This window comes from Tenacibaculum soleae (genome assembly GCF_030549005.1).
Taxonomy (GTDB): domain Bacteria; phylum Bacteroidota; class Bacteroidia; order Flavobacteriales; family Flavobacteriaceae; genus Polaribacter; species Polaribacter soleae.
In genome coordinates this window covers 226,069-246,488 of record NZ_JAUOSW010000002.1, presented here as the reverse complement: position 1 = coordinate 246,488, position 20,420 = coordinate 226,069, and the positions used below count along the sequence as shown (strand labels likewise).

Sequence of the window (20,420 nt, the reverse complement as noted above, 5' to 3'; positions counted from 1 at the left end):
ATACACGTTTAAAAAACTGCTATTCTTTTAAAATTAAATCACAATACCAAAAACTAGTATCATAATTTTTAATCTTTTCTTTAGTATTTGTATGACAATTTTGAGAATCATCTTTCTTTAAAGTATATGATTTTAAAAGCTTCTCACCTATTTCAAATTCAATCGGATTTTTAAAAATAGGGCCATCAAAACAAAAAGTATGAAATTCACCGTTTTCACCGCAAACATCAACATCGTCTGGTAATTCGTTTATAAAATCTTCATCAATAATTTTACCAACAAACTCCTCCCCTAATTTTTTAGCATTCACACAAACTGTAATTGTTTTAAAACCCAAAGCCAAAAACTCTCTTAACAACTCTTTGGTATCTCTTTTCCACAACGGATAAACACCTGTAATACCTACTTCAGTAAGTTTTGAGTCTCTATACTTTCTTAAATCTTCTAAAAAAATATCTCCAAAAACGCCATAATTAAACCCTTGTTGTTTTAATTTATCCGTTTTTTTCTTCATTTTTTCATTATACAAATCCATTGTTACATCTGCCGGAAACTCAATTTTTTCTAACGGAATGCCAATGCTTTCAGCTTGAGCTTCTAATAAATTTTTATGAAGACCATGCATAGAAACACGTTGATAATCTTTATTTACATTGGTTATCAATTTTTCTATTTGATATTCTTTTTGCGTAAATATTTTATACAACGCAAAAGCCGAATCTTTTCCTGAACTCCAATTAAAATATGCTTTTTTCATAACCGTAAAGATGTAAAAAAAAACTTTTTAAAACTAAATTCACATTTTCTTTTTTACATAAAAAATCGCCATTTAGAAGCCATAAATAAATCACGCGACTCCTGTAAGTAAGCATCCATTATTCTAGGCTCACGTTTTAAAATTGCTGTAACGGTAGTATTTGTTGGCTCAGCATATTTTATAGCTAAAACATCTATTTCAACTAAATGTCGTGCCAACCAAGTTGGCAATTTAGCTTGCTTTGTTAACTTCTTCATATATTCATCTCTAGATATGTTTTCATAAACAACCTTTGCATTAGTAACATGAGATATTCTTTTTGCCATACTTTTATGAGATATTGCCTCTGGTCCTGAAATAGGAATAGCTTCGCCTTTTAAACTTGTTGGTTTTAATAGATAATGTACCGCTATATCTGCTACATCTCTAGCATCTACATAATTTCTTTTAGCATTTTCCATAACTCCAAAAATTTTACCAAAATGTTTAATTGTAAAAGTGTTTCGTTGCCAATTTTGCATAAATGAATGTGGTTGTAAAAGGCAATAATCAATACCACTATTTGCTAACTTTTTCTCTATCTTTCTATGCCAATCACCTACCTCAACGTACACATTATTTGGTAAAACGGGTGCTGATAATTTTACAATTCTTTTAATTTTTAACTCCTGTGCTACTTCAATTATATTTGTTTCATAACTTACTTGATTAGGAGAAGTTGCTGTTAGTAAAAAAATAGCATCAGAATTAATACAAGCTCTTTTAATTTCCTGTTTTGACTCTAAGTTTACTGCGATATATGTAATCGTGTTATGCTCTCCATTTAAAACAATCGGAACCTCTCTTGTTGTATTTCTTAATATTCCTCTTACAAAACAGTTTTGCTTATTCAGTTGTTTTAAAACTTCAGTTCCTACAGTACCTGTTGCACCAAAAACAACAATAGTTGGTGTTTTTAAATTCATTGTATTTTAATTTTTAAAAGAAAATTTCCAAGTGGTTATTATTGCTCCTAATATTGATGAAGGAATAATATCTAACATATAAGCCTCTAAGTTGGTTAGTTTAATTATTGCTAAAGAAAAAACGACCATTAATACTGTCATTACCATTATTCGTACATATTTATTTTTAGGAAATTTTTGCACAAACTTGATTTGTTGTAAAAGTAGGTGTACAATTATTGTTGCCACTAATGATGGTATTGCAATACTTGTGTAACTCGCTTTCATTAAAATCGGATTATTTAAAATCCATCCTGAAAACCAAGACATTACTAAAGGAAAAAAATAAGCAGGAATTACAGCTAATAAAAATGCCTTTGTTGTAAAATTACTAACTGTTAAATGTTGATTTTTCATATCTTAATAATTAGCGAAATGGGTTAATTTTTATTCCAACTGACAGGTAAGTTCTTAGCGAAGTATTGTACTTATAAATTTCATTCTCATCAACATCTTCAAAACCATATTTTTCGTAAACAGAATGTGATCCTCTAACCATAAGACCAATATTTTTTGTTAACCAGTAATTATACTCTAGCCCTACAGAAACTGTTGTAAAAACAGATCTATCAACTATTTTTAATCTAGGTTGGTTTTCTAATAAAGGTTTATTTACACTCACAGTAAAATCATTTAAATCTCCCAGAACTTTAAGAGCATGTTTTTTATTAAAATTATATTTCACATAAGTATTGGGTAAACCAATGGCAAAAGTGATTTTATTATTAATGTTACCCATAAAGTTTACTACTGGATTTATTGTTGTTTTACCAGACAATGTTAAGTAGCCAACACCAAAAGTTAATACATAATAATTATTACTTCTTTTGCTACTAAACCTTTTTTCAGCAAATAAAATTCCATTAATATTTAAATCATCCGTTGTCATCTTCTCATTAAAATTTGCAACGACATGCGGCATAAATAAAGCGTTTACCGACCAGTTTCTTGAAATTCGATACTGAGCTAATAAACTATAATTTACATTGTAATATTTTTCTTTGTCTCTAAGAAATGGTAATTTATTATCCTTATAAGTTATTGAATGATAGTCCATCCCAATAGTGTTATATAAGGCTAGTTTATTAAACGTTATTGGAGTTATGCCTAACTTGGTACTTATTCTTTGATAATCATACGATGAGTTGTCGTGTATTTCGGGGGTATAATGTAAATAGAATAGATCTCTATCTTCATTTAAAACAAAAACATCTCCCGTTACTTGTCCATATATTTTACAGATAAGAAACAATGCTACAATTACTATTTTTTTACGAATCATTTTATTTGTATTAATTAAATTTAATACAAATATTACCCGAAATAGCTTTTGTAAAATTACCAAATGGTAATTAACATATTTTTAATTTATTTTTTTGAGGAAGTTTGTGGTAGTTTTGCTGTACTAATTTCTTTTCTAATTCTGCTAAGAGATTGTGGGGTGATTCCTAAAAATAAAGACAAATCTTTTAGTGGAACTCTAAATACTAAATCTGAACGTTTTAATAAATCTAAATATCGTTCTTTTGCTGTTAAAGTTTGAAAGTTATGTATACCGTATAATACACTAGCAAATGCATCTTCCCATACTAATCTTCCAAATTTTTGCCAGAGAGGAAAGCGGTTGTATAAAATTTCCATATCGTGATGAGATATACTAAACAACTCAGTATTTTCAATAGCTCTAATATAAGATTTAGAGCGTTTTTTATTTTTAATTTTGGTTATATCTCCTATAAATTCATTTTCAAAAGCTAAATACCTTGTATACTGAACCTCATCTTTAATTTCATAAATAATAAGTCCTCCTGAGGCTATAAAGTAGTAATCAGTTACCACTTGCTCCTTTTTCATTATAAATTTATCTTTTAATAACGTTTTACTTTTAAAAAAAGATAAGACTATATCCAACTCTTCTTTTTCAAGAGTTACATAGCTATTTATATATTTAATTAACCTTTTCAAGATAATCGATTTAGGTTCTTCTTGTTTTTTACTAAAGATAAATGTAAAAAAAATAATAGTTTGATAAACAAAAAACCTGCTAAAAGCAGGTTTTTTACTCGATTTATTTGAATAGTAATATAATAGTTATTTTTTTATTGTTAAATACTTTAATAATGAGGCGGTTTCTCTAGCATTTTCAATAGTATTACAATAAATAGTTACTTTATTGGTATACTTTTTAATTTCGCCATCTACATAAGTTTTAATTATTTTTTCTTGATAATTAGTAAAAAACTCAACCATTACCTTTTTACTAGATATTTTAATTTTTACCGATTTAGAGTTTATATCTGATAAATTAAATTCTTGAACATTATTTTTCGATTTTTTATCTGATACCTCAATATTTGTAAACCTTAAAGCATTATCGCCGTCTTTTTCAATAGGTTCTAATTTTTGTTCGTACGTTAATTTAGCTAATTGTACACTTTTAATATTACTTGTAAGCTTAGTTAAAGCCTCGTTTTTTGATGTTAAACTTGGTTGACTTTTGTAAGCTTTACTACATAAACTTACTATTTTTTTTAAAATATATTGAGTATAAAGAGCATCTTCGATACTACTACAACTTATTACAAAACTATTTGTATAATTTTGCAGTACATCGTTTTTAATTAATTTTATAAATTTTTGCTTTGCTGTTGTTTTAACGATAACATAAACTGAAATTCCTTTTATTGCTACTTCAATATCTTCTTTATTTACATCAATTAAATTAAAATCATATAAATAATCATCTTTCTTTTTACTTGTCTCTTCAATTTTTGTGTAAGTTGTAACACAATTTGGTATAAAAGATTGTTGTGATGTTAGTTTTAACGTTGTTATTACATTTACTTTTTTATTAATTAAATTAAACCCCTCTTTAACAGTGTTTATTTTAGGTAAACTTTCTTTAAAGCCTTTTGATGCTAAAGGTATAATGTCTTGTAAAACTTTTTGCAAATCTCTAGCATTCTCTACGCTGCTACATTGAATTTCAATTTTATTAATATAACTTTTCTGAGCTCCGTCTTCAATAACTTTAATTGTTTTTAACCTTCTTTTTGTTTCCAACTTTAAAACAAAATCACTTCCGTTACTTTTAAAGAAAATTGAATTAGGGTTTATATTTGACAAGTTAAATTGATAATGAATTGTTTTACTTGATTTACTTTTTGATAACGTACTTACAATTGTTACATTACCAACTTCTGTTTGACTTAATGACAATGATTGCGCATAGGTTTTTTCAATCAAATCTACATTAACGATATTTTTAGTTAACCACGCTAAGCGATCGTCATAATTATTTAAACTCAACCTGTTTTTTACTATTTCATGACTAACAGGTACATTTTTTTTTAACAACTCTGTAAGTTCTCTTGCATTGTCAATATTAGATGCGTAAATATTTATTCTATTTAAATAAGAAATTTTTTGATTATCTATTACTTCTTTAATTATCTTTTGATTTTTATTAGCAATCAATTGAACCTGAATAACATCTTTTGATGTTACTGGTTTTATTGTATTTATATCTATATCAGCTAAATTAAATTCGTACGCTTTTTCTTTTACTTTTCCTTTAGTATCGGTTGCTATTAAATTAAATTTAATAACACCAGGAGTTTCAGAAATTACCTCTTGTGTAAAAGTTTGTTTTGAATTTTGTACCGTTTGTATCTTTGAAGATAAATTATTTAATGTTGTGTTAAACGCTGCTTCTTGTGAAAAAACTGTTGTTGTAATTAATAATAAACTACATATTTTTAAAAAAAAATTATTCATGTTTATTTTTTATATTTTTTATTTTCTCAAATATACATTTTCCTTTTACCTCTAAAAATACTAAAAATTAGGTATTTATTTGCAATAAAAAAATCCTGTTTTTAACAGGATTTTAAATTTATTTATTTCTTTTTTGATGTAAACTAAGTGGCTTTTCAGTTTTTGTTAATGGTTCTCCATACAAATCAAAATCGCCTGCTTCATTAATTTTTATATCAATAAATTCGCCTAGCTTTATATAGTGTTTAGTTGCGTCTACAATTACATCGTTATCAACATCTGGCGAATCAAACTCTGTTCGACCATAAAAATATTCTCCATCTTTTCTATCAAATAAACAACGGAACGTTTTTCCTACTTTTTGTTGATTTAGTTCCCATGAAATTTGAGATTGCACCTCCATAATTTCATTTACTCTACGAAACTTTACATCGGCAGGCACATCATCTTCTAAAGTAAAAGCACCTGTATTTTCTTCATGTGAATATTCAAAAGCCCCTAAGCGTTCAAAACGCATTTCTTCAACCCATGCTTTTAATTCTTCAAATTGTTCTTCTGTTTCACCAGGATACCCAACAATTAAAGTGGTACGAATCGCCATATTAGGTACATACTCGCGAAACTTATGAATTAAGCTTGTTGTTTTTTCGTGAGTGGTACCACGCTTCATCGATTTTAAAATCTCGGTATTGATATGTTGTAGTGGAATATCTAAGTAATTACAAACCTTAGGCTCATCTCTCATTACATCTAACACATCCATCGGAAAACCAGAAGGAAATGCATAATGCAAACGAATCCACTCAATACCGTCAACCTTTACTAATTCTTTTAATAAATCAGCTAAGGCACGTTTTTTATAAATATCTAATCCGTAATAGGTTAAATCTTGTGCAATTAACATCAATTCTTTAATTCCTTTTTCAGCTAATTTTGTAGCTTCAATAACAATTTCTTCAATTGGTGTTGATTTATGTTTTCCTCTCATTAAAGGAATTGCACAGAAAGAACATGGGCGATCACAGCCTTCAGCAATTTTTAAATACGCATAATGTTTTGGTGTTGTTGTTAAACGCTCACCAATTAACTCATGCTTATAATCTGCTTCTAAAACTTTTAACAATTCAGGTAAATCATGCGTACCAAAATATTGATCTACATTTTTAATCTCAGCTTCTAAATCTGGTTTATAACGTTCACTCAAACATCCTGATACAAATACTTTATCAATTTCTCCAGCTTCTTTACGCTGTGCATAATGCAAAATCGTATCAATACTTTCTTCTTTAGCTTTACCTATAAAACCACAGGTATTAATCACAACAATATTACCTTCATCATTTTTATCTTCATGAACAACATCTTTTCCGTTAGCTTTAAGCTGGCCCATTAAAACTTCACTATCGTAAATATTTTTAGAACACCCTAAGGTAACTACATTTATTTTGTTCTGCTTTGGTGATTTTGTGCGCATTGTGCTATAAAAATTTAGTTTGCAAATATACAGTTTAATTAAAGACCTTACCTATTGTTTTTTACTTGTAAATTTATCGCTATTATAAAATTTACACTTAACTAAAAACATATTTAAATACCATTTTATCTGTTCTTTTATTTACTCTTTTATCATATTATTATTTTTAAATTACTTAATAAATAATACTAAATGGTGTTTTTATTTTAAACTTCACCACACACAATAACCAATCAAACTACTAATAAACAAACAATTATTGTTATTATATTTTAATAACTAATCTTTTTTTGATAAAACACAAATTAAATAAATATGGTAATTATTTTTTTAGTTAGGGGTACTAACTATATTTGTAGTATGAATTCATAACATAAATCATTTAATAATCATTAAAAAAAAACAGATGAGTAAATCAATTTTTTATCACGCAGGTTGTAGTGTATGTATTAGTGCAGAACATGATATTATCGAATTAATTGGAAAAAATAACGTAGAAATTGTTAACATTGGTGAAGACAAATCAAGAATCAATGAGGCGGAATTAGCTGGAGTAAAATCTGTTCCGGCATTATTAACTCCTAGTAAAAATGTAATACATCTTAATTTTGGAGCATCTATAACAGATGTAAAAGGTTAATAATAAACATAAAGTAGTGAGTTAATTTTACTCACTACTTTATTTAAATAAAAAGACATGAAAATTTCAGTTTACGATACATACGTTAAAAAAAATAGTGGCAGCATTATGCATTTCGATATATTAATAGAAAAAAGCAAAACATCAAATGATGCTATTACTTATGGAAAAAAATATCTGGCATCAAAAAAACTATTTGACAAACAGTTAACAACTAAAGAGTGTAAGTTTTGCCATGTAGAAAATGTAACTGGTGAAATAGAAGAAAAAATTAGGAAAGATGGTTATTATATTATTGAAATGGAAAACTGTTAATAAAGTATATAATTTATTGAGTCGTCTGTCAAAAAAGTATTAGGCTTTTTTAATTAGGATTACTAACTTTGAATTTTTAAATCAATTACCACTATGGCTTTATATGATCTAATATTAAATTCAAAAAATGAAACAACTATTAAATTAAGTAACATTCATTTGAGTGCACCTAATCAGATAATTTTAAAACAACTACTTAAAGAATTTAAGTATGTAAATATTTTAAATGAATATAAATTACCCGTAGATAATAAACTCCTTTTATTTGGTCATACAGGTTGCGGAAAGACAACTACTGCTAAAGCTATTGCGCAAGTATTAAACAAAAAGATATTTACGTTAAATCTTGGTGGTATTATTTCTTCACGCCTTGGTGAAACAGCTAAAAATATTACCGAAATTTTTAAAAAAGCATCGCGAGAAGAAGCTGTTTTATTTTTAGATGAGTTTGATTATATAGGAAAAACACGCGACTATGATAACAAAGATTCTGGTGAAATGAAACGAATAGTTAATACTGTTATTCAACTTATTGATCAATTACCAAACAGCACTTTATTAATAGCCGCAACCAATCATTCTGGTATTATTGACAGTGCATTGCTAAGACGTTTTCAATTAAAACTAAAATTTGAAGCACCCAATAATGAGGAATTAGATAATTATTACGATGCTTTATTAACTCAATTTCCAGAAGAGTTTAGAAAACTAGAACGCTGTTACTCTATATCATATGCAGAAGCTAAAGATATAACTTTTAGAGCTGTTAAGAATAAGATAATTGAAAACGAAGAAGCAAAAGAAATAAACTAACATTTATATGAAAAACAATAATGTTAATCAAAAAATAATAAATGGTTTAGAACGAATTTCGAAAGCTTTTCGGGTTTTACTTTGGGAAAAAAGTAAATTATATAAAATAAGTCCTATTCAAATACAACTATTAATTTTTTGCAGTAATCATAAAAAAGAAAATTTAAAAGTAAGTTTTTTAGCAAATGAATTTGATTTAACAAAGGCTACTATTAGCGATTCAATTAAAATTTTACTCAAAAAAGAATTACTGAACAAAGTTGTAAATCCAAAAGATTCAAGAAGTTTTACCGTTGAATTAACAAGTAAAGGAAAAGAAATTGTTAAACAAACGATTTCTTTTTCATCAGTGTTAAACCAATCTATAGATTTTTTAACAGAAATAGAAAAGGGTGTTTTTTTAAAACAATTAATGGAATTTATTTATCAATTAAATCAAAAAGATGTAATTTCTACACAACGCATGTGTCTTACTTGTTATTATTACAATAAAAACGGGAATAATCACTATTGTAATTTAATGAAAAAACCATTAAAAAACATTGAATTAAGAATTGATTGCGATGAACATCAAATACTACATAACTAATGGAAAGTATTATAAAAAACTTAAAAATCATTCGTAATAGAATAAAACAAGCTTGTGAAAAAGCAAATAGAAAACCTGAAGAAGTACGTTTATTACTTGCTACTAAAACCGTAAGTTCTGAGCACATCAAGTTTGCTTTACAACAGGGGGAAATACTTGTGGGTGAAAATAAAGTACAAGAGTTAAAACAGAAATACAATGCCATTAATGAATTAAAGCCCGAAATACATTTTATTGGTCATTTACAAAGTAATAAAATTAAAGATGTTATTAAATGGGCTAGTTGTATTGAATCAATAGACAATATATCTATTGCAAAAAAACTCGAAAAACGATTAATTTTTGAAAAAAAGGAAATAGATATTTACATACAAGTAAATACCTCATTAGAAAAAAGTAAATTTGGTATTGCGCCAGATGAAGCAATTAATCTAGTAAAAGAAATTTCTAAACTCAAAAACATTCATATTAAAGGCTTAATGACTATTGGTTTACTAAGTTCAAAATCAACAGAAGTAAGAAAATGTTTTCAGATTTTAAAACAACTACAACTAGACATTAATAACCTAAACATTTTAAATGTAAAAATTAACGAACTTTCAATGGGAATGAGTGGCGATTTAGAGATAGCTATTGAAGAAGGTGCTACAATTGTTAGAGTTGGTACTGCTATTTTTGGTGAACGTTTTTATCCAGATAGTTATTACTGGAATGAAACAACTCCGTAAAATAATTACTTTTAGTAATCTATATTATAAAAAAAACACCTTTCATTTAAGAAAGGTGTTTATAATTTATAAAAACTCTTATTTAAAAAATGAATCTACAAATTCATATTTATTAAATACTTGCAAATCATCTACACCTTCACCTACTCCAATATATTTTACAGGTATTTGAAACTGATCTGAAATACCAATTACCACACCACCTTTTGCTGTACCGTCTAATTTAGTAACCGCTAGTGATGTTACTTCAGTTGCTTTGGTAAATTGTTTTGCTTGTTCAAAAGCATTTTGTCCTGTTGATCCGTCTAAAACTAATAACACATCATGTGGTGCATCTGGTACTACTTTTTGCATTACACGCTTAATCTTCGTTAACTCGTTCATTAAGTTAACCTTGTTATGTAAACGACCTGCGGTATCAATAATGATAACATCTGCATCTTGATTTACACCTGATTTAACAGTATCAAACGCTACAGAAGCTGGATCAGAACCCATTTCTTGACGTATGATAGGAACACCTGTCCTATCAGCCCAAACTTGTAATTGATCTATCGCTGCTGCTCTAAAAGTATCAGCTGCTCCTAAAACAACTTTTAAGCCTTTCTTTTTAAATTGTGCTGCTAATTTACCTATCGTAGTGGTTTTACCTGCTCCGTTTACACCCACAACCATTAATACGTATGGCTTTGTGTTTGCTGGTATTGTAAAATCAGAAGCATCTACAGTATTGGTTTCAGATAAAAGTCCTGCAATTTCTTCTCTAAGAATTTGATTTAATTCTTCGGTTCCTAAATATTTGTCTTTAGCTACTCTTGCTTCAATCCTATCAATAATTTTAAGTGTAGTAGCTACGCCAACATCTGATGATACTAATATTTCTTCTAAATTATCTAAAACATCATCATCTACCTTTGTTTTTCCTGCAACGGCTTTAGATAACTTTGAAAAAAAACTTGTTTTTGTTTTTTCTAATCCTTTATCTAATGTTTCTTTTTTCTCTGTTGAGAATATTTTTTTAAAAAAACTCATTTTTTAAATTTTATAATCGCTTTTAAAATAGCTTAAAAATTGTACCAAAGCTATATTTTAGTCAAATTGTCATTAAGTTGTTGCGCTCGCGTTAAGGATTGAGGCTTTTGTTGAAGCTCCTCGCAGAGAGCGACTGCCGAAAGCCTGACCCAAAGGGTAACGCCCAAAAATACAGTTTTTTAGCACAAAAAAAAAGCTACTCTCTTATGAAAGTAGCTTTTATTTATTTTATGAAAAAAGTATTAATTTTTCGCGATAAAATCGTTTACTTTTGAAGGATCCATAATAGCTTCAACAAATGTGTAAGCTCCTGTCTTTGGAGATTTTACCATTTTAATTGCTTTAGTTAATCTTTTTGCTCCTGTTTGTAACGATGCTACTGATTTCTTTGCCATGTCTTATAGGTTTTTTAAAGTTTAAAAAACTTTATAATTATTTAATTTCTTTATGAACTGTCATCTTCTTTAAGATTGGATTAAATTTCTTTAATTCCATTCTATCAGGAGTATTTTTTTTGTTCTTTGTAGTGATATAACGTGAAGTTCCTGGTTTTCCAGTTGCTTTGTGCTCAGTACATTCTAATATAACCTGAACTCTGTTTCCTTTTTTTGCCATCTCTGTAAAATTTTATCTAGTAAGGAATTATTTCGTTAAGAAACCATTAACTCTAGCTTCTTTAATCACAGCAGAGATTCCTTTTTTATTAATATTTTTTAACGCAGAAGCAGATACTTTTAAGGTAATCCACTTATCCTCTTCAGGTATATAAAAACGCTTAGTCATTAAATTAGCGTTAAATTTTCTTTTAGTTCTATTTAATGCGTGAGAAACATTGTTCCCAACCATTGCTTTTTTTCCTGTAAGTTCACAAACTCTAGACATCTTCTTGACAGTTTTTAGTATTATTTCTAAACGAGGTGCAAATTTACGCATTTATATTTATTGCGCAAAAAAAACTCATTTAAATTCTTATTATTTTTGATCTATTCTAACTGAGGTTAAGCATCTAACCCATCGGTATTGTAACAGTTTGCAAATTTACAAATTATTTTAATAAAAATAACCTATATTATTAATTTTTTAAAAACTTATGTGCAAACACTTTCATAGTAACAACATTAATCTGACAATAAGCTTTTGTTAACTTTTAAAAGACTTGCATTTAATAATTCAAATGCTTTTGTAACTGTTCTGTTTATTACCTTTTCTCTAGGTTGACCAAAGTTAAATTCATGTACTTCAACATTACTTTGGCTAGCGATAGCGATATAAACCAAACCAATACTTTTATCGTTATGATCGGTGGTGGGACCTGCGTTTCCTGTTACTGCAATTGCATAATCTGTTTTTAACTTTTCTAAGCAACCTACTGCCATTTCTTTAGCAACCTGCTTACTTACAACCGTATATTTTTCAATCACTTCTTTTTTCACACCAAGTAATTGCATTTTCAATTCGGCTGTATACGTAATAAAACCACCTTTAAAGTAAGATGAAGCTCCTGGTACCGACACTAATTGTGCTGCAATTTTACCGCCTGTTAAGCTTTCGGCTACGCTTAATGTTTTGTTGTTGTTTTTTAATAAAGTTGTTACGCTTTTTTCAATAGATGCTTCATCATCATAGCCAACAATTACATCTGAAATTAAAGCATGTAATAATGAAATTTTGTCGGCTACCTCTTTTTCTAAACATTCTTTATTATTCCCTTTTGCCGAAACTCGCAAACGAACCTTACCGAAAGAAGGTAAATAAGCTATTTTAATATGTGTTGGCAAATTGTTTTCCCATTCTTCAATTCTTTCTGCAATGATAGTTTCACCTACACCAACTGTCATAATTGTTTTATGTAAAATAAATGGCAGCTTAAACTTTTTTTGAATTTTAGGTAAAACAGTATTACTAATTAACCCTTTCATTTCATAAGGAACTCCTGGTAATGATACAAAAATAGTGTTATTCTCATAAAACCACATTCCTGGCGCTGTACCAAAATGATTCATTAACAGGGTTGCTTTCGAGGGTAATTCCGCTTGATAGCGTTGTACTTCGTTGAACGGATGTTTTATTTTTTTGAATAAACCTTTTATATGTTCAATCACTTCTGGATATTCAACAACCTTATCATCATTAAAATATTCGGCAATTGTTTTTTTAGTAATATCATCTTTTGTTGGCCCAAGACCTCCAGTTAAGATTACAATATCGGCTCTAGTTTCAGCTTCTTTTAACGCATTTAAAATATGTTGTCTTTCATCTTGAATTGAAGTTATTTGATATACTGAAACACCAATTTTATTTAATTCTTGACCAATCCATTGTGAATTTGTATCTACTATTTGACCAATAAGAATTTCGTCTCCAATTGTTATTATTTCTGCTTTCATATTTTTTATTAAAAAATCCCGCAAAAAGCGGGATTATAATTACTTTACTTTAATCTGAAAAGACTGTTTGCCTTCAATTATTCCTGTTAACACATCGTTTTCTGCCACTTTTCCTACTCCGGCTGGAGTTCCTGTAAAAATAACATCTCCCTTTTTTAAGGTAAAATATTGCGATACGTAACTTATTAACTCATCAATTTTCCACAACATAGATTCCGTTTTTCCATCTTGAACTATTTCTTCATTTTTATGTAACTGAAAAGAAATGTTTTCTAAATTAAATGCTTCCTTCGGGTAAAACTCACCAATAACCGCACTCCCGTCAAAAGCTTTTGCTTTTTCCCAAGGCAATCCTTTTTCTTTACACTTTGCTTGTACATCGCGTGCGGTAAAATCAATTCCCAATCCTATTTCATCATAATATTTAGGAGCAAATTTTGGAGATATGTGTTTTCCTACCTTATTTATTTTAACCAAAACCTCAACCTCGTAATGAATATCATCAGAAAAAGGAGGAATAAAAAAAGGCATTTTTTTAGGAAGAATTGCTGAATCTGGTTTTAAAAAAACAACAGGGTTTTCTGGTTTTTCATTTGCTAATTCTTCAATATGCTTTGCGTAATTGCGCCCAATACAAATTATTTTCATATTTAAAATAGAGGTATCTATTCGAATAAAATAAAGCAATCCAACCATAAGATTACTTTGCCACACTTTCTCGTAACAACAATATTAATTTTTTAAGCTAGAGCGTCATTGCAAATAAAATGAAGCAATATAACTATAAGGCTGCCTCGTAATACTTTATCAAATTGACAAACTAAATACTCCGCTCTATGGAATCCATGTTTTTGGAAAGTTTGGCTTGCGCTTTTCTAAAAACGCATCACGACCTTCTTTTGCTTCATCAGTCATATAAGCTAAACGTGTTACTTCACCTGCAAATACTTGCTGCCCCACCATACCATCATCTGTTAAGTTCATGGCAAACTTTAACATTTTTATTGATGTTGGTGACTTTTCTAAAATTTCTTGTGCCCAATCAAAAGCCGTTTGTTCTAATTCGTCGTGAGGCACAACTGCATTTACCATTCCCATATCATAAGCTTCTTGTGCCGAATAATTTCTTCCTAAAAAGAAAATTTCACGTGCTTTTTTCTGCCCAACCATTTTTGCTAAATATGCCGACCCGTACCCTGCATCAAATGATGTTACATCGGCATCGGTTTGCTTAAAAATAGCATGCTCTTTACTTGCCAAAGTTAAATCACAAGTTACATGCAAACTATGTCCGCCACCAACTGCCCAACCTGGAACCACACAAATTACTGCTTTTGGCATAAATCTGATTAATCGTTGTACTTCTAATATATTTAATCGATGATAACCATCTTTACCTACATAACCTTGGTGCCCTCTTGCATTTTGATCTCCTCCAGAGCAAAAACTCCAAACTCCATCTTTTGTTGATGGTCCTTCGGCAGATAATAATACAACTCCGATATTTGTATCTTCATGAGCATCTTGAAAAGCATCTAACAATTCAGATGTTGTGTGCGGACGAAATGCATTACGCACATTTGGCCTGTTAAACGCTATTCTCGCTACATTATGCGACTTTTTATAAGTAATATCTTCGTACTCTTTGGCAACTTTCCATTGAGGTTGTATCATAATTTTAAAATATTATCGTTAGTAAGTTAGCGCAAAAATAACATAATAACTTTGTTTTTCTTTTTTATATTTGAACGATATAATACAAATCCTATGAAACAACTATATTTTTTAGTTACTTTATTAATAACTACAAGTCTTTTTTCACAAAAAATAATTCCTGAAAACATTAGCTCTAAAGAATTTACAAAAGGTAGAGCTGTAAAAATTTATGTTCCTAAAAATTATGACAAGGACGAAACGGTAAATTATCCTTTAGCGATTGTTTTAGGTGATCAATATCTTTTTGATATGTATGTAGGAAATGCTAAATTATATGCCAATACCGACAAAGCTCCTAGACAAATAGTTGTTGGGATAGAGATGGAAACGACTTATAACAATGATGTTGGTATTATCCCATCTAACAATGCGTTAACTGAAAGTGCTAAAAAATTCCAGAAATTTATAAAAAATGAGTTAATTCCTCACATGGAAGTAAATTACCGAACTTCACCTTTTATGACTATTGCGGCAGAAGGGAAAGGTGCTGATTTTATTACCTATTTTTTAGAAGATGCTGAACCTATTTTTAATTCATTGATTTGTATTACCCCAAAACTTACTCAATATAGCGCAAGTAGAATCGAATCTTACTCTTTAAACAGACTTGCCTCTATTGACAACTCCTATTTTTTATACGCGAGTAACAATAAAAAATTCATTACCACTAAACAAAATGATTACTTTAATCAATTAGGCACTTTTTTATCTTCTTTTAATGCAGAAAACATGCACTTTACTTTTGATAAATTTACCAATGCTCCTAATCATTTATCTGTTATTGGTGAAACAATTCCTAGAGCTTTTGAAAAAATGTTTTACTTATATGCTAAAATAACTAAAAGTGAATTTGACTCAAAAATTAAAGACTTAGATCCTTTAGAAGCTATTAAATATGTAGAAAAAAAGTATTTAGATATTCAGTATTTATACGGCTCTAACTTAAATGTTCGTTTAGATGATATTTTTGCCATTGAAGGAATTGTTATTGACAAACTAGATGGTGACTATCTTAGAGTTTTAGGTGATTTTGTAATGATTAAATACCCAAACTCTCACATAGGAGATTTTTATGTAGGTAAATATTACGAAAAAGGAAAAGATTACGAAAAAGCTGAGTTTTATTACAAAGCTGCTTATGGAAAAATGGAACCTTCTAATCCAAATGCAAACGCTTTTTATGAAAATATTAAACGAGTAACAGATTTAAAAGAAAGCCAACCAAAGGAAGAAATTATAGAGGATTTACCCGAAGAAGATAATCAAGAAGAAGAAAAGCAATAGTATTACATATCAAATAAAAAACCGCAACCTAATTAGATTGCGGTTTTTTTATTTGATATTATTAAGAATTACTTCACCAACTCTATTCTATCTTCTTTTAATAAGATTTTTTTATCTTTATACAAGCTTCCAACAGCTCTTTTAAATGCTTTTTTACTCATTTGTAAACGAAATTTAATTGCATCTGGCGAGCTTTTATCGGTAAGCATTAAAAAACCTTTTTCGTCTAATTTTCTTAAAATCACATCGGTATCAGTATCAATTACATTTCTAAAACCTTGAGGTCGTAAAGTAACATCAATTTTACCATCTTCTCTTATATTTTTAACATAGCCATAAGTTTCCATCCCCTCTTCTACATCTTGATAAACTTCACTGTTAAATAACAAACCATCAAATTCATCATCAATCAAAACAGTGTATCCTAATGGTGTTTGCTCAATTATTTTTAAGTTTATCTGATCTCCTTCTTGTAATTCCATTCTATAAGTTTTTAAAATAGTTCTTTAAAACTACATCATTTATTTCTTTTGGAGTAAAAATCTCCATTATTTTTGGTTGATTTGATACTGAATAAAAATCATTTAATTCAATATCTAATTCTTCTATATTTGAAACAGTTACATATTTAAAATTATACATTTTTGCCAAATGCTCAGCAGTTAAATTATGAGGTGTTTCAAAGTAATCAGCTGCATTTGTTTTTAAAGGACCAGGAATAAATCTAAAAATTCCGCCACCCGCGTTGTTTAAAATAATAATTCTAAAGTTATTCGGAATATTTGCATTCCATAACGCATTACTATCATAAAAAAAACTCAAATCACCGGTTACAAAGGTAGTTTGTTTTTTATAAGCATAAGCAGCGCCAATTGCTGTACTAGTACTCCCATCAATTCCGCTGGTACCACGATTACAAAACACGTGTAATGTTTTATCTAAATCGAATAACTGAGAGTATCTTATGGTAGAACTATTACTTATTTGAACCTGTGAATTATTAGGAGTAAAACTTAAAATACTTTCAAAAACTTTTAAATCAGAATATTCACAATTACGTAAATATTCCTCATGCTTTTTATTTCTAGCTGTTTTTTTACTCAACCATTTTTTTTGATAATCACTTTTTACAACAACTTTATGATCGTTTAAATGTTTAAAAAATACTACTGGATTTTCTTGTACAAATTCCGATAAACAATGGTAAGTATCCATTGCTTTTAATTCATCAATATGCCAATGTTGTTTTGGTTGGTGTTTTCTTAAAAACTGTTTTATTTTTTTTGAAATCACCATCCCTCCCAAGGTAATTAAAACATCGGGGTGTAACTCTGAAAAATCATCTTCCGTTAGCGGAAATATTAACTTATCAATCGAATTGATAAATTTTGGATGGTATAAATTAGAAGTTGTTTCGGTTAAAACCAATACAGATTCATCTTCTGTAAACGCATCAAGTAAGCTTTGTAATTCAGTATCTGGAAAATTACTCCCTACTAAAATCATTTTTTTAGTTGAAGAATTCCAAATTTCAAATAGTTTTTGATAGTTAACAGATTGTTTCACTTCGTTCGCAATGACGTTCAAAAAATTAAATTCTTTTAAATCATCAACTGTTTCATACAACGGTTCATCAAAAGGAACATTAATATGTATCGGTCCTTTTTTAGTGATTGCTATCTGTAAAGCTTTCCTTAATAAATCGGTGTTATTTGTTAATTTATTTTTTTCTTCTATCAAGTTCGCAGAAAACAAAATATGATTTTCAAACACATTTTCTTGACGAATGGTTTGTCCGTCGCCAATATCAATTAAATGTTTTGGCCTATCTGCTGAAATTACCACCAACGGAATATTACTATAAAAAGCTTCTGCTATTGCAGGATAATAATTTAGCAATGCCGAACCAGATGAACAAATAATAGCCACAGGTTTGCGTTTTTGTTGAGCAATTCCCATTGCAAAAAAAGCAGCACATCGCTCATCAACAACACTCAACGTTTTTATGTTTGGGTGATTTGAAAACCCAATAGTTAACGGTGCGTTTCTTGACCCAGGCGAAATTACAACCGTATCAATATTAAATTGATTACAGGCTGAAATAACGAGTTGTGCTAAAGGTTTTTTGGGATACATTTTTTTTAGAGTAACAAAGCTGCAAAGTTACAAAGTCAAAAAGTTATAACGCAAAAAAAAGTCAAAAAGTAAAACATTTTCTACCCTCTAACTTTTTTCAAACAAAAACCAACTAAGTTGGCTAGTTTCCTTTTTTATAATCTGCTAAAAACTTAGCCAAACCAATATCGGTTAAAGGGTGTTTTAACAAACCTTCAATAGCACTTAAAGGACCTGTCATTACGTCAGAGCCTAATTTAGCACAATCAATAATATGCATTGTGTGACGTACTGATGCTGCTAAAATTTGAGTATCAAACATATAGTTATCATAAATTTGGCGAATTTCAGAGATTAAATTTAATCCATCTGTAGAAATATCGTCTAAACGACCAATAAACGGAGAAACATAGGTTGCTCCAGCCTTTGCAGCTAATAAAGCTTGCCCTGCTGAAAACACTAAAGTTACGTTTGTTTTAATTCCTTTTGATGAAAAATATTTACACGCTTTTATTCCGTCTTTTATCATTGGTAATTTTACCACAATTTGCGGATTTAAAGCAGCCAATGCCTCACCTTCTTTTACCATTCCGTCAAAATCTGTTGAAATCACCTCAGCAGAAACATCACCATGAACCAACTCACAAATTGCTTTGTAATGGTTAATAATATTTGCCTCACCAGTAATTCCTTCCTTTGCCATTAAAGACGGATTTGTAGTTACTCCATCTAAAATACCTAAAGCTTGCGCCTCTTTAATTTGATCTAAGTTAGCTGTATCTATAAAAAATTTCATGCTATTATAATTTATTTTGAAGTTGTGTTATTTATTTTTGGGCGTTCGAGCGGGCTTTACGCACTCGCTTTTTTAATAATTTCACTACGTTCAATAATTAAAAAGAGCTCAAACAAATGCTGCAATCCCTAACGCAAAATACTATACAAATTTACAATTTATAATGATTCATTAATAACTTTTCGTAAGTTTTATCTGGTAAAACACGTTTTAAAACAACTGAAAACTTCTCCATAAATCCGCCTATTTTATAATGAATCTTCGGATTACTTTTTTCTATAATTTGATGCATCGCTTTTGCCATTACTAAAGGATCCATTCCAGAACTTACATGCCCATCCATTAAAGCTAAATTTTCAGTATATTTTTCTTTATATGCCGAATCTTCATATACTGGCGTATGATACCTACCCGAAGCAATATTAGTTGCAAAATCACCTGGAGCTACATTTATCATCTTAACACCAAAACTTTTCACCTCCATACTTAAGGCTTCAGTTACCAACTCTAAAGCGCCTTTACTTGCCGAATAAATTCCTCTAAAAGGTAACCCCATATAACCCGCTATCGAAGTAACATTTATAACAACACCTGATTTTTGCTTACGCATTTGCGGCAATACTGTTTTAATAACATCAATAACCCCAAAAAAATTGGTATCAAAATTAGCACGCATTTCATCAGTCGGAGTATCTTCTATCGATCCCGTTATTCCTTTACCAGCATTATTAATTAACACATCAATTTTACCTTCTTTTTGTATTATTTTAGCAATTGCAGTTTGTATTGTTTTGGCATCAGTAACATCTAAAGCAACCATATTAAAGGGTAAATTAAGTTTATCAGGATTCCTACTTGTACCGTAAACTGTGTAATTTTTAGCATGTAAATACGTAGCAATTGCTTTTCCAATTCCTGAAGAAGCACCTGTTATTAGAATAACTTTAGACATTTTAAATAATTTTTAAGCAAATATCTTAAAGTTAGTCGCAA

Annotated in this window: 24 protein-coding genes; 6 read left to right on the top strand and 18 right to left on the bottom strand. The window is 29.2% G+C overall.

Annotated elements, in window-relative coordinates; translation table 11 throughout:
• Positions 1-19: 19 nt before the first annotated feature.
• The 7 genes from Q4586_RS03535 to rimO all read right to left on the bottom strand — a co-directional run bounded on the left by Q4586_RS03535 (position 20) and on the right by rimO (position 7,012).
• Positions 20-757 (bottom strand): Dph6-related ATP pyrophosphatase, encoded by a 738-nt coding sequence (locus tag Q4586_RS03535; RefSeq protein WP_303526347.1) that lies wholly within the window; start codon positions 755-757, stop codon positions 20-22.
• Between the two features lie 53 nt (positions 758-810).
• Positions 811-1,722 carry an NmrA family NAD(P)-binding protein gene (locus Q4586_RS03530; RefSeq protein WP_303526345.1) on the bottom strand — a complete coding sequence of 304 codons (912 nt, stop codon included), beginning with the start codon at positions 1,720-1,722 and terminating at the stop codon, positions 811-813.
• 6 nt (positions 1,723-1,728) lie between these two features.
• The gene (locus tag Q4586_RS03525; protein ID WP_303526343.1) at positions 1,729-2,118 is read right to left on the bottom strand and encodes a hypothetical protein; all 390 of its coding nucleotides are present in this window, start codon (positions 2,116-2,118) and stop codon (positions 1,729-1,731) included.
• Between the two features lie 10 nt (positions 2,119-2,128).
• On the bottom strand, positions 2,129-3,043 hold the full coding sequence (locus Q4586_RS03520) for a DUF6268 family outer membrane beta-barrel protein (RefSeq protein ID WP_303526341.1): 915 nt from the start codon (positions 3,041-3,043) through the stop codon (positions 2,129-2,131).
• Between the two features lie 86 nt (positions 3,044-3,129).
• Complete coding sequence (locus Q4586_RS03515) at positions 3,130-3,615, bottom strand: Crp/Fnr family transcriptional regulator (protein ID WP_303526340.1); 486 nt, start codon at positions 3,613-3,615, stop codon at positions 3,130-3,132.
• 237 nt (positions 3,616-3,852) lie between these two features.
• Positions 3,853-5,538 (bottom strand): hypothetical protein, encoded by a 1,686-nt coding sequence (locus Q4586_RS03510; protein ID WP_303526338.1) that lies wholly within the window; start codon positions 5,536-5,538, stop codon positions 3,853-3,855.
• Positions 5,539-5,656: 118 nt separating this feature from the next.
• Positions 5,657-7,012, bottom strand: a complete 1,356-nt coding sequence (rimO, locus tag Q4586_RS03505) for a 30S ribosomal protein S12 methylthiotransferase RimO (RefSeq protein WP_068704369.1) — start codon at positions 7,010-7,012, stop codon at positions 5,657-5,659.
• 406 nt (positions 7,013-7,418) lie between these two features.
• Between rimO and Q4586_RS03500 the strand changes: the two genes are divergently transcribed.
• The 5 genes from Q4586_RS03500 to Q4586_RS03480 all read left to right on the top strand — a co-directional run bounded on the left by Q4586_RS03500 (position 7,419) and on the right by Q4586_RS03480 (position 10,097).
• Positions 7,419-7,652 (top strand): thioredoxin family protein, encoded by a 234-nt coding sequence (locus tag Q4586_RS03500; RefSeq protein ID WP_303526335.1) that lies wholly within the window; start codon positions 7,419-7,421, stop codon positions 7,650-7,652.
• 57 nt (positions 7,653-7,709) lie between these two features.
• Positions 7,710-7,967, top strand: coding sequence for a DUF2024 family protein (locus Q4586_RS03495; protein WP_303526333.1), 258 nt, complete (start codon positions 7,710-7,712; stop codon positions 7,965-7,967).
• Positions 7,968-8,060: 93 nt separating this feature from the next.
• Positions 8,061-8,780, top strand: a complete 720-nt coding sequence (locus Q4586_RS03490; protein ID WP_068704374.1) for an AAA family ATPase — start codon at positions 8,061-8,063, stop codon at positions 8,778-8,780.
• A 7-nt stretch (positions 8,781-8,787) separates the two neighbouring features.
• Positions 8,788-9,369, top strand: a complete 582-nt coding sequence (locus Q4586_RS03485; protein ID WP_068704376.1) for a MarR family winged helix-turn-helix transcriptional regulator — start codon at positions 8,788-8,790, stop codon at positions 9,367-9,369.
• The gene (locus tag Q4586_RS03480; protein WP_068704378.1) at positions 9,369-10,097 is read left to right on the top strand and encodes a YggS family pyridoxal phosphate-dependent enzyme; all 729 of its coding nucleotides are present in this window, start codon (positions 9,369-9,371) and stop codon (positions 10,095-10,097) included. Before Q4586_RS03485 ends, Q4586_RS03480 begins: the two co-directional genes overlap by 1 nt.
• Positions 10,098-10,175: 78 nt before the next feature.
• Here Q4586_RS03480 and ftsY read toward each other — a convergent pair whose 3' ends face one another.
• The 7 genes from ftsY to Q4586_RS03445 all read right to left on the bottom strand — a co-directional run bounded on the left by ftsY (position 10,176) and on the right by Q4586_RS03445 (position 15,190).
• Positions 10,176-11,129, bottom strand: a complete 954-nt coding sequence (gene ftsY, locus Q4586_RS03475; RefSeq protein ID WP_068704380.1) for a signal recognition particle-docking protein FtsY — start codon at positions 11,127-11,129, stop codon at positions 10,176-10,178.
• 242 nt (positions 11,130-11,371) lie between these two features.
• Positions 11,372-11,524, bottom strand: a complete 153-nt coding sequence (locus tag Q4586_RS03470) for a DUF4295 domain-containing protein (protein WP_068704382.1) — start codon at positions 11,522-11,524, stop codon at positions 11,372-11,374.
• Between the two features lie 37 nt (positions 11,525-11,561).
• Positions 11,562-11,744: a 50S ribosomal protein L33 gene (gene rpmG, locus Q4586_RS03465; RefSeq protein ID WP_029034962.1), complete on the bottom strand. Its 183-nt coding sequence runs from the start codon at positions 11,742-11,744 to the stop codon at positions 11,562-11,564.
• Positions 11,745-11,771: 27 nt separating this feature from the next.
• Positions 11,772-12,011, bottom strand: coding sequence for a 50S ribosomal protein L28 (gene rpmB / locus Q4586_RS03460; RefSeq protein ID WP_068704819.1), 240 nt, complete (start codon positions 12,009-12,011; stop codon positions 11,772-11,774).
• 236 nt (positions 12,012-12,247) lie between these two features.
• Positions 12,248-13,516 carry a competence/damage-inducible protein A gene (locus Q4586_RS03455; RefSeq protein ID WP_068704384.1) on the bottom strand — a complete coding sequence of 423 codons (1,269 nt, stop codon included), beginning with the start codon at positions 13,514-13,516 and terminating at the stop codon, positions 12,248-12,250.
• 39 nt (positions 13,517-13,555) lie between these two features.
• Entirely contained in the window at positions 13,556-14,164 is a 609-nt protein-coding gene (locus Q4586_RS03450) for a fumarylacetoacetate hydrolase family protein (RefSeq protein WP_068704821.1), read from the bottom strand.
• A 186-nt stretch (positions 14,165-14,350) separates the two neighbouring features.
• Positions 14,351-15,190, bottom strand: a complete 840-nt coding sequence (locus tag Q4586_RS03445; protein WP_068704386.1) for a 1,4-dihydroxy-2-naphthoyl-CoA synthase — start codon at positions 15,188-15,190, stop codon at positions 14,351-14,353.
• 93 nt (positions 15,191-15,283) lie between these two features.
• Between Q4586_RS03445 and Q4586_RS03440 the strand changes: the two genes are divergently transcribed.
• Positions 15,284-16,516, top strand: coding sequence for an alpha/beta hydrolase (locus Q4586_RS03440; protein ID WP_303526324.1), 1,233 nt, complete (start codon positions 15,284-15,286; stop codon positions 16,514-16,516).
• A 68-nt stretch (positions 16,517-16,584) separates the two neighbouring features.
• Here Q4586_RS03440 and Q4586_RS03435 read toward each other — a convergent pair whose 3' ends face one another.
• The 4 genes from Q4586_RS03435 to Q4586_RS03420 form a co-directional block, all read right to left on the bottom strand.
• Positions 16,585-16,998, bottom strand: a complete 414-nt coding sequence (locus tag Q4586_RS03435; protein ID WP_303526323.1) for a S1 RNA-binding domain-containing protein — start codon at positions 16,996-16,998, stop codon at positions 16,585-16,587.
• A gap of 1 nt (position 16,999) precedes the next feature.
• Positions 17,000-18,652: a 2-succinyl-5-enolpyruvyl-6-hydroxy-3-cyclohexene-1-carboxylic-acid synthase gene (gene menD, locus Q4586_RS03430; protein WP_303526322.1), complete on the bottom strand. Its 1,653-nt coding sequence runs from the start codon at positions 18,650-18,652 to the stop codon at positions 17,000-17,002.
• Between the two features lie 121 nt (positions 18,653-18,773).
• Positions 18,774-19,427, bottom strand: coding sequence for a fructose-6-phosphate aldolase (fsa, locus tag Q4586_RS03425; protein WP_303526321.1), 654 nt, complete (start codon positions 19,425-19,427; stop codon positions 18,774-18,776).
• 151 nt (positions 19,428-19,578) lie between these two features.
• Positions 19,579-20,379: an SDR family oxidoreductase gene (locus tag Q4586_RS03420; protein ID WP_068704396.1), complete on the bottom strand. Its 801-nt coding sequence runs from the start codon at positions 20,377-20,379 to the stop codon at positions 19,579-19,581.
• Positions 20,380-20,420 lie beyond the last annotated feature (41 nt).

Excerpts from the sequence above, each read along its gene's own strand:
- Q4586_RS03440 (WP_303526324.1), top strand. The coding sequence starts at position 15,284 with ATGAAACAACTATATTTTTTAGTTACTTTATTAATAACTACAAGTCTT.
- Q4586_RS03490 (WP_068704374.1), top strand. The coding sequence starts at position 8,061 with ATGGCTTTATATGATCTAATATTAAATTCAAAAAATGAAACAACTATT.
- Q4586_RS03520 (WP_303526341.1), bottom strand. The coding sequence starts at position 3,043 with ATGATTCGTAAAAAAATAGTAATTGTAGCATTGTTTCTTATCTGTAAA.
- Q4586_RS03455 (WP_068704384.1), bottom strand. The coding sequence starts at position 13,516 with ATGAAAGCAGAAATAATAACAATTGGAGACGAAATTCTTATTGGTCAA.
- ftsY (WP_068704380.1), bottom strand. The coding sequence starts at position 11,129 with ATGAGTTTTTTTAAAAAAATATTCTCAACAGAGAAAAAAGAAACATTA.
- Q4586_RS03525 (WP_303526343.1), bottom strand. The coding sequence starts at position 2,118 with ATGAAAAATCAACATTTAACAGTTAGTAATTTTACAACAAAGGCATTT.
- Q4586_RS03420 (WP_068704396.1), bottom strand. The coding sequence starts at position 20,379 with ATGTCTAAAGTTATTCTAATAACAGGTGCTTCTTCAGGAATTGGAAAA.
- Q4586_RS03480 (WP_068704378.1), top strand. The coding sequence starts at position 9,369 with ATGGAAAGTATTATAAAAAACTTAAAAATCATTCGTAATAGAATAAAA.
- Q4586_RS03510 (WP_303526338.1), bottom strand. The coding sequence starts at position 5,538 with ATGAATAATTTTTTTTTAAAAATATGTAGTTTATTATTAATTACAACA.
- Q4586_RS03530 (WP_303526345.1), bottom strand. The coding sequence starts at position 1,722 with ATGAATTTAAAAACACCAACTATTGTTGTTTTTGGTGCAACAGGTACT.
- Q4586_RS03535 (WP_303526347.1), bottom strand. The coding sequence starts at position 757 with ATGAAAAAAGCATATTTTAATTGGAGTTCAGGAAAAGATTCGGCTTTT.
- rpmB (WP_068704819.1), bottom strand. The coding sequence starts at position 12,011 with ATGTCTAGAGTTTGTGAACTTACAGGAAAAAAAGCAATGGTTGGGAAC.
- fsa (WP_303526321.1), bottom strand. The coding sequence starts at position 19,427 with ATGAAATTTTTTATAGATACAGCTAACTTAGATCAAATTAAAGAGGCG.
- Q4586_RS03495 (WP_303526333.1), top strand. The coding sequence starts at position 7,710 with ATGAAAATTTCAGTTTACGATACATACGTTAAAAAAAATAGTGGCAGC.
- Q4586_RS03485 (WP_068704376.1), top strand. The coding sequence starts at position 8,788 with ATGAAAAACAATAATGTTAATCAAAAAATAATAAATGGTTTAGAACGA.
- Q4586_RS03435 (WP_303526323.1), bottom strand. The coding sequence starts at position 16,998 with ATGGAATTACAAGAAGGAGATCAGATAAACTTAAAAATAATTGAGCAA.
- menD (WP_303526322.1), bottom strand. The coding sequence starts at position 18,652 with ATGTATCCCAAAAAACCTTTAGCACAACTCGTTATTTCAGCCTGTAAT.
- Q4586_RS03450 (WP_068704821.1), bottom strand. The coding sequence starts at position 14,164 with ATGAAAATAATTTGTATTGGGCGCAATTACGCAAAGCATATTGAAGAA.
- Q4586_RS03500 (WP_303526335.1), top strand. The coding sequence starts at position 7,419 with ATGAGTAAATCAATTTTTTATCACGCAGGTTGTAGTGTATGTATTAGT.
- Q4586_RS03445 (WP_068704386.1), bottom strand. The coding sequence starts at position 15,190 with ATGATACAACCTCAATGGAAAGTTGCCAAAGAGTACGAAGATATTACT.
- rpmG (WP_029034962.1), bottom strand. The coding sequence starts at position 11,744 with ATGGCAAAAAAAGGAAACAGAGTTCAGGTTATATTAGAATGTACTGAG.
- Q4586_RS03515 (WP_303526340.1), bottom strand. The coding sequence starts at position 3,615 with ATGAAAAAGGAGCAAGTGGTAACTGATTACTACTTTATAGCCTCAGGA.
- rimO (WP_068704369.1), bottom strand. The coding sequence starts at position 7,012 with ATGCGCACAAAATCACCAAAGCAGAACAAAATAAATGTAGTTACCTTA.
- Q4586_RS03470 (WP_068704382.1), bottom strand. The coding sequence starts at position 11,524 with ATGGCAAAGAAATCAGTAGCATCGTTACAAACAGGAGCAAAAAGATTA.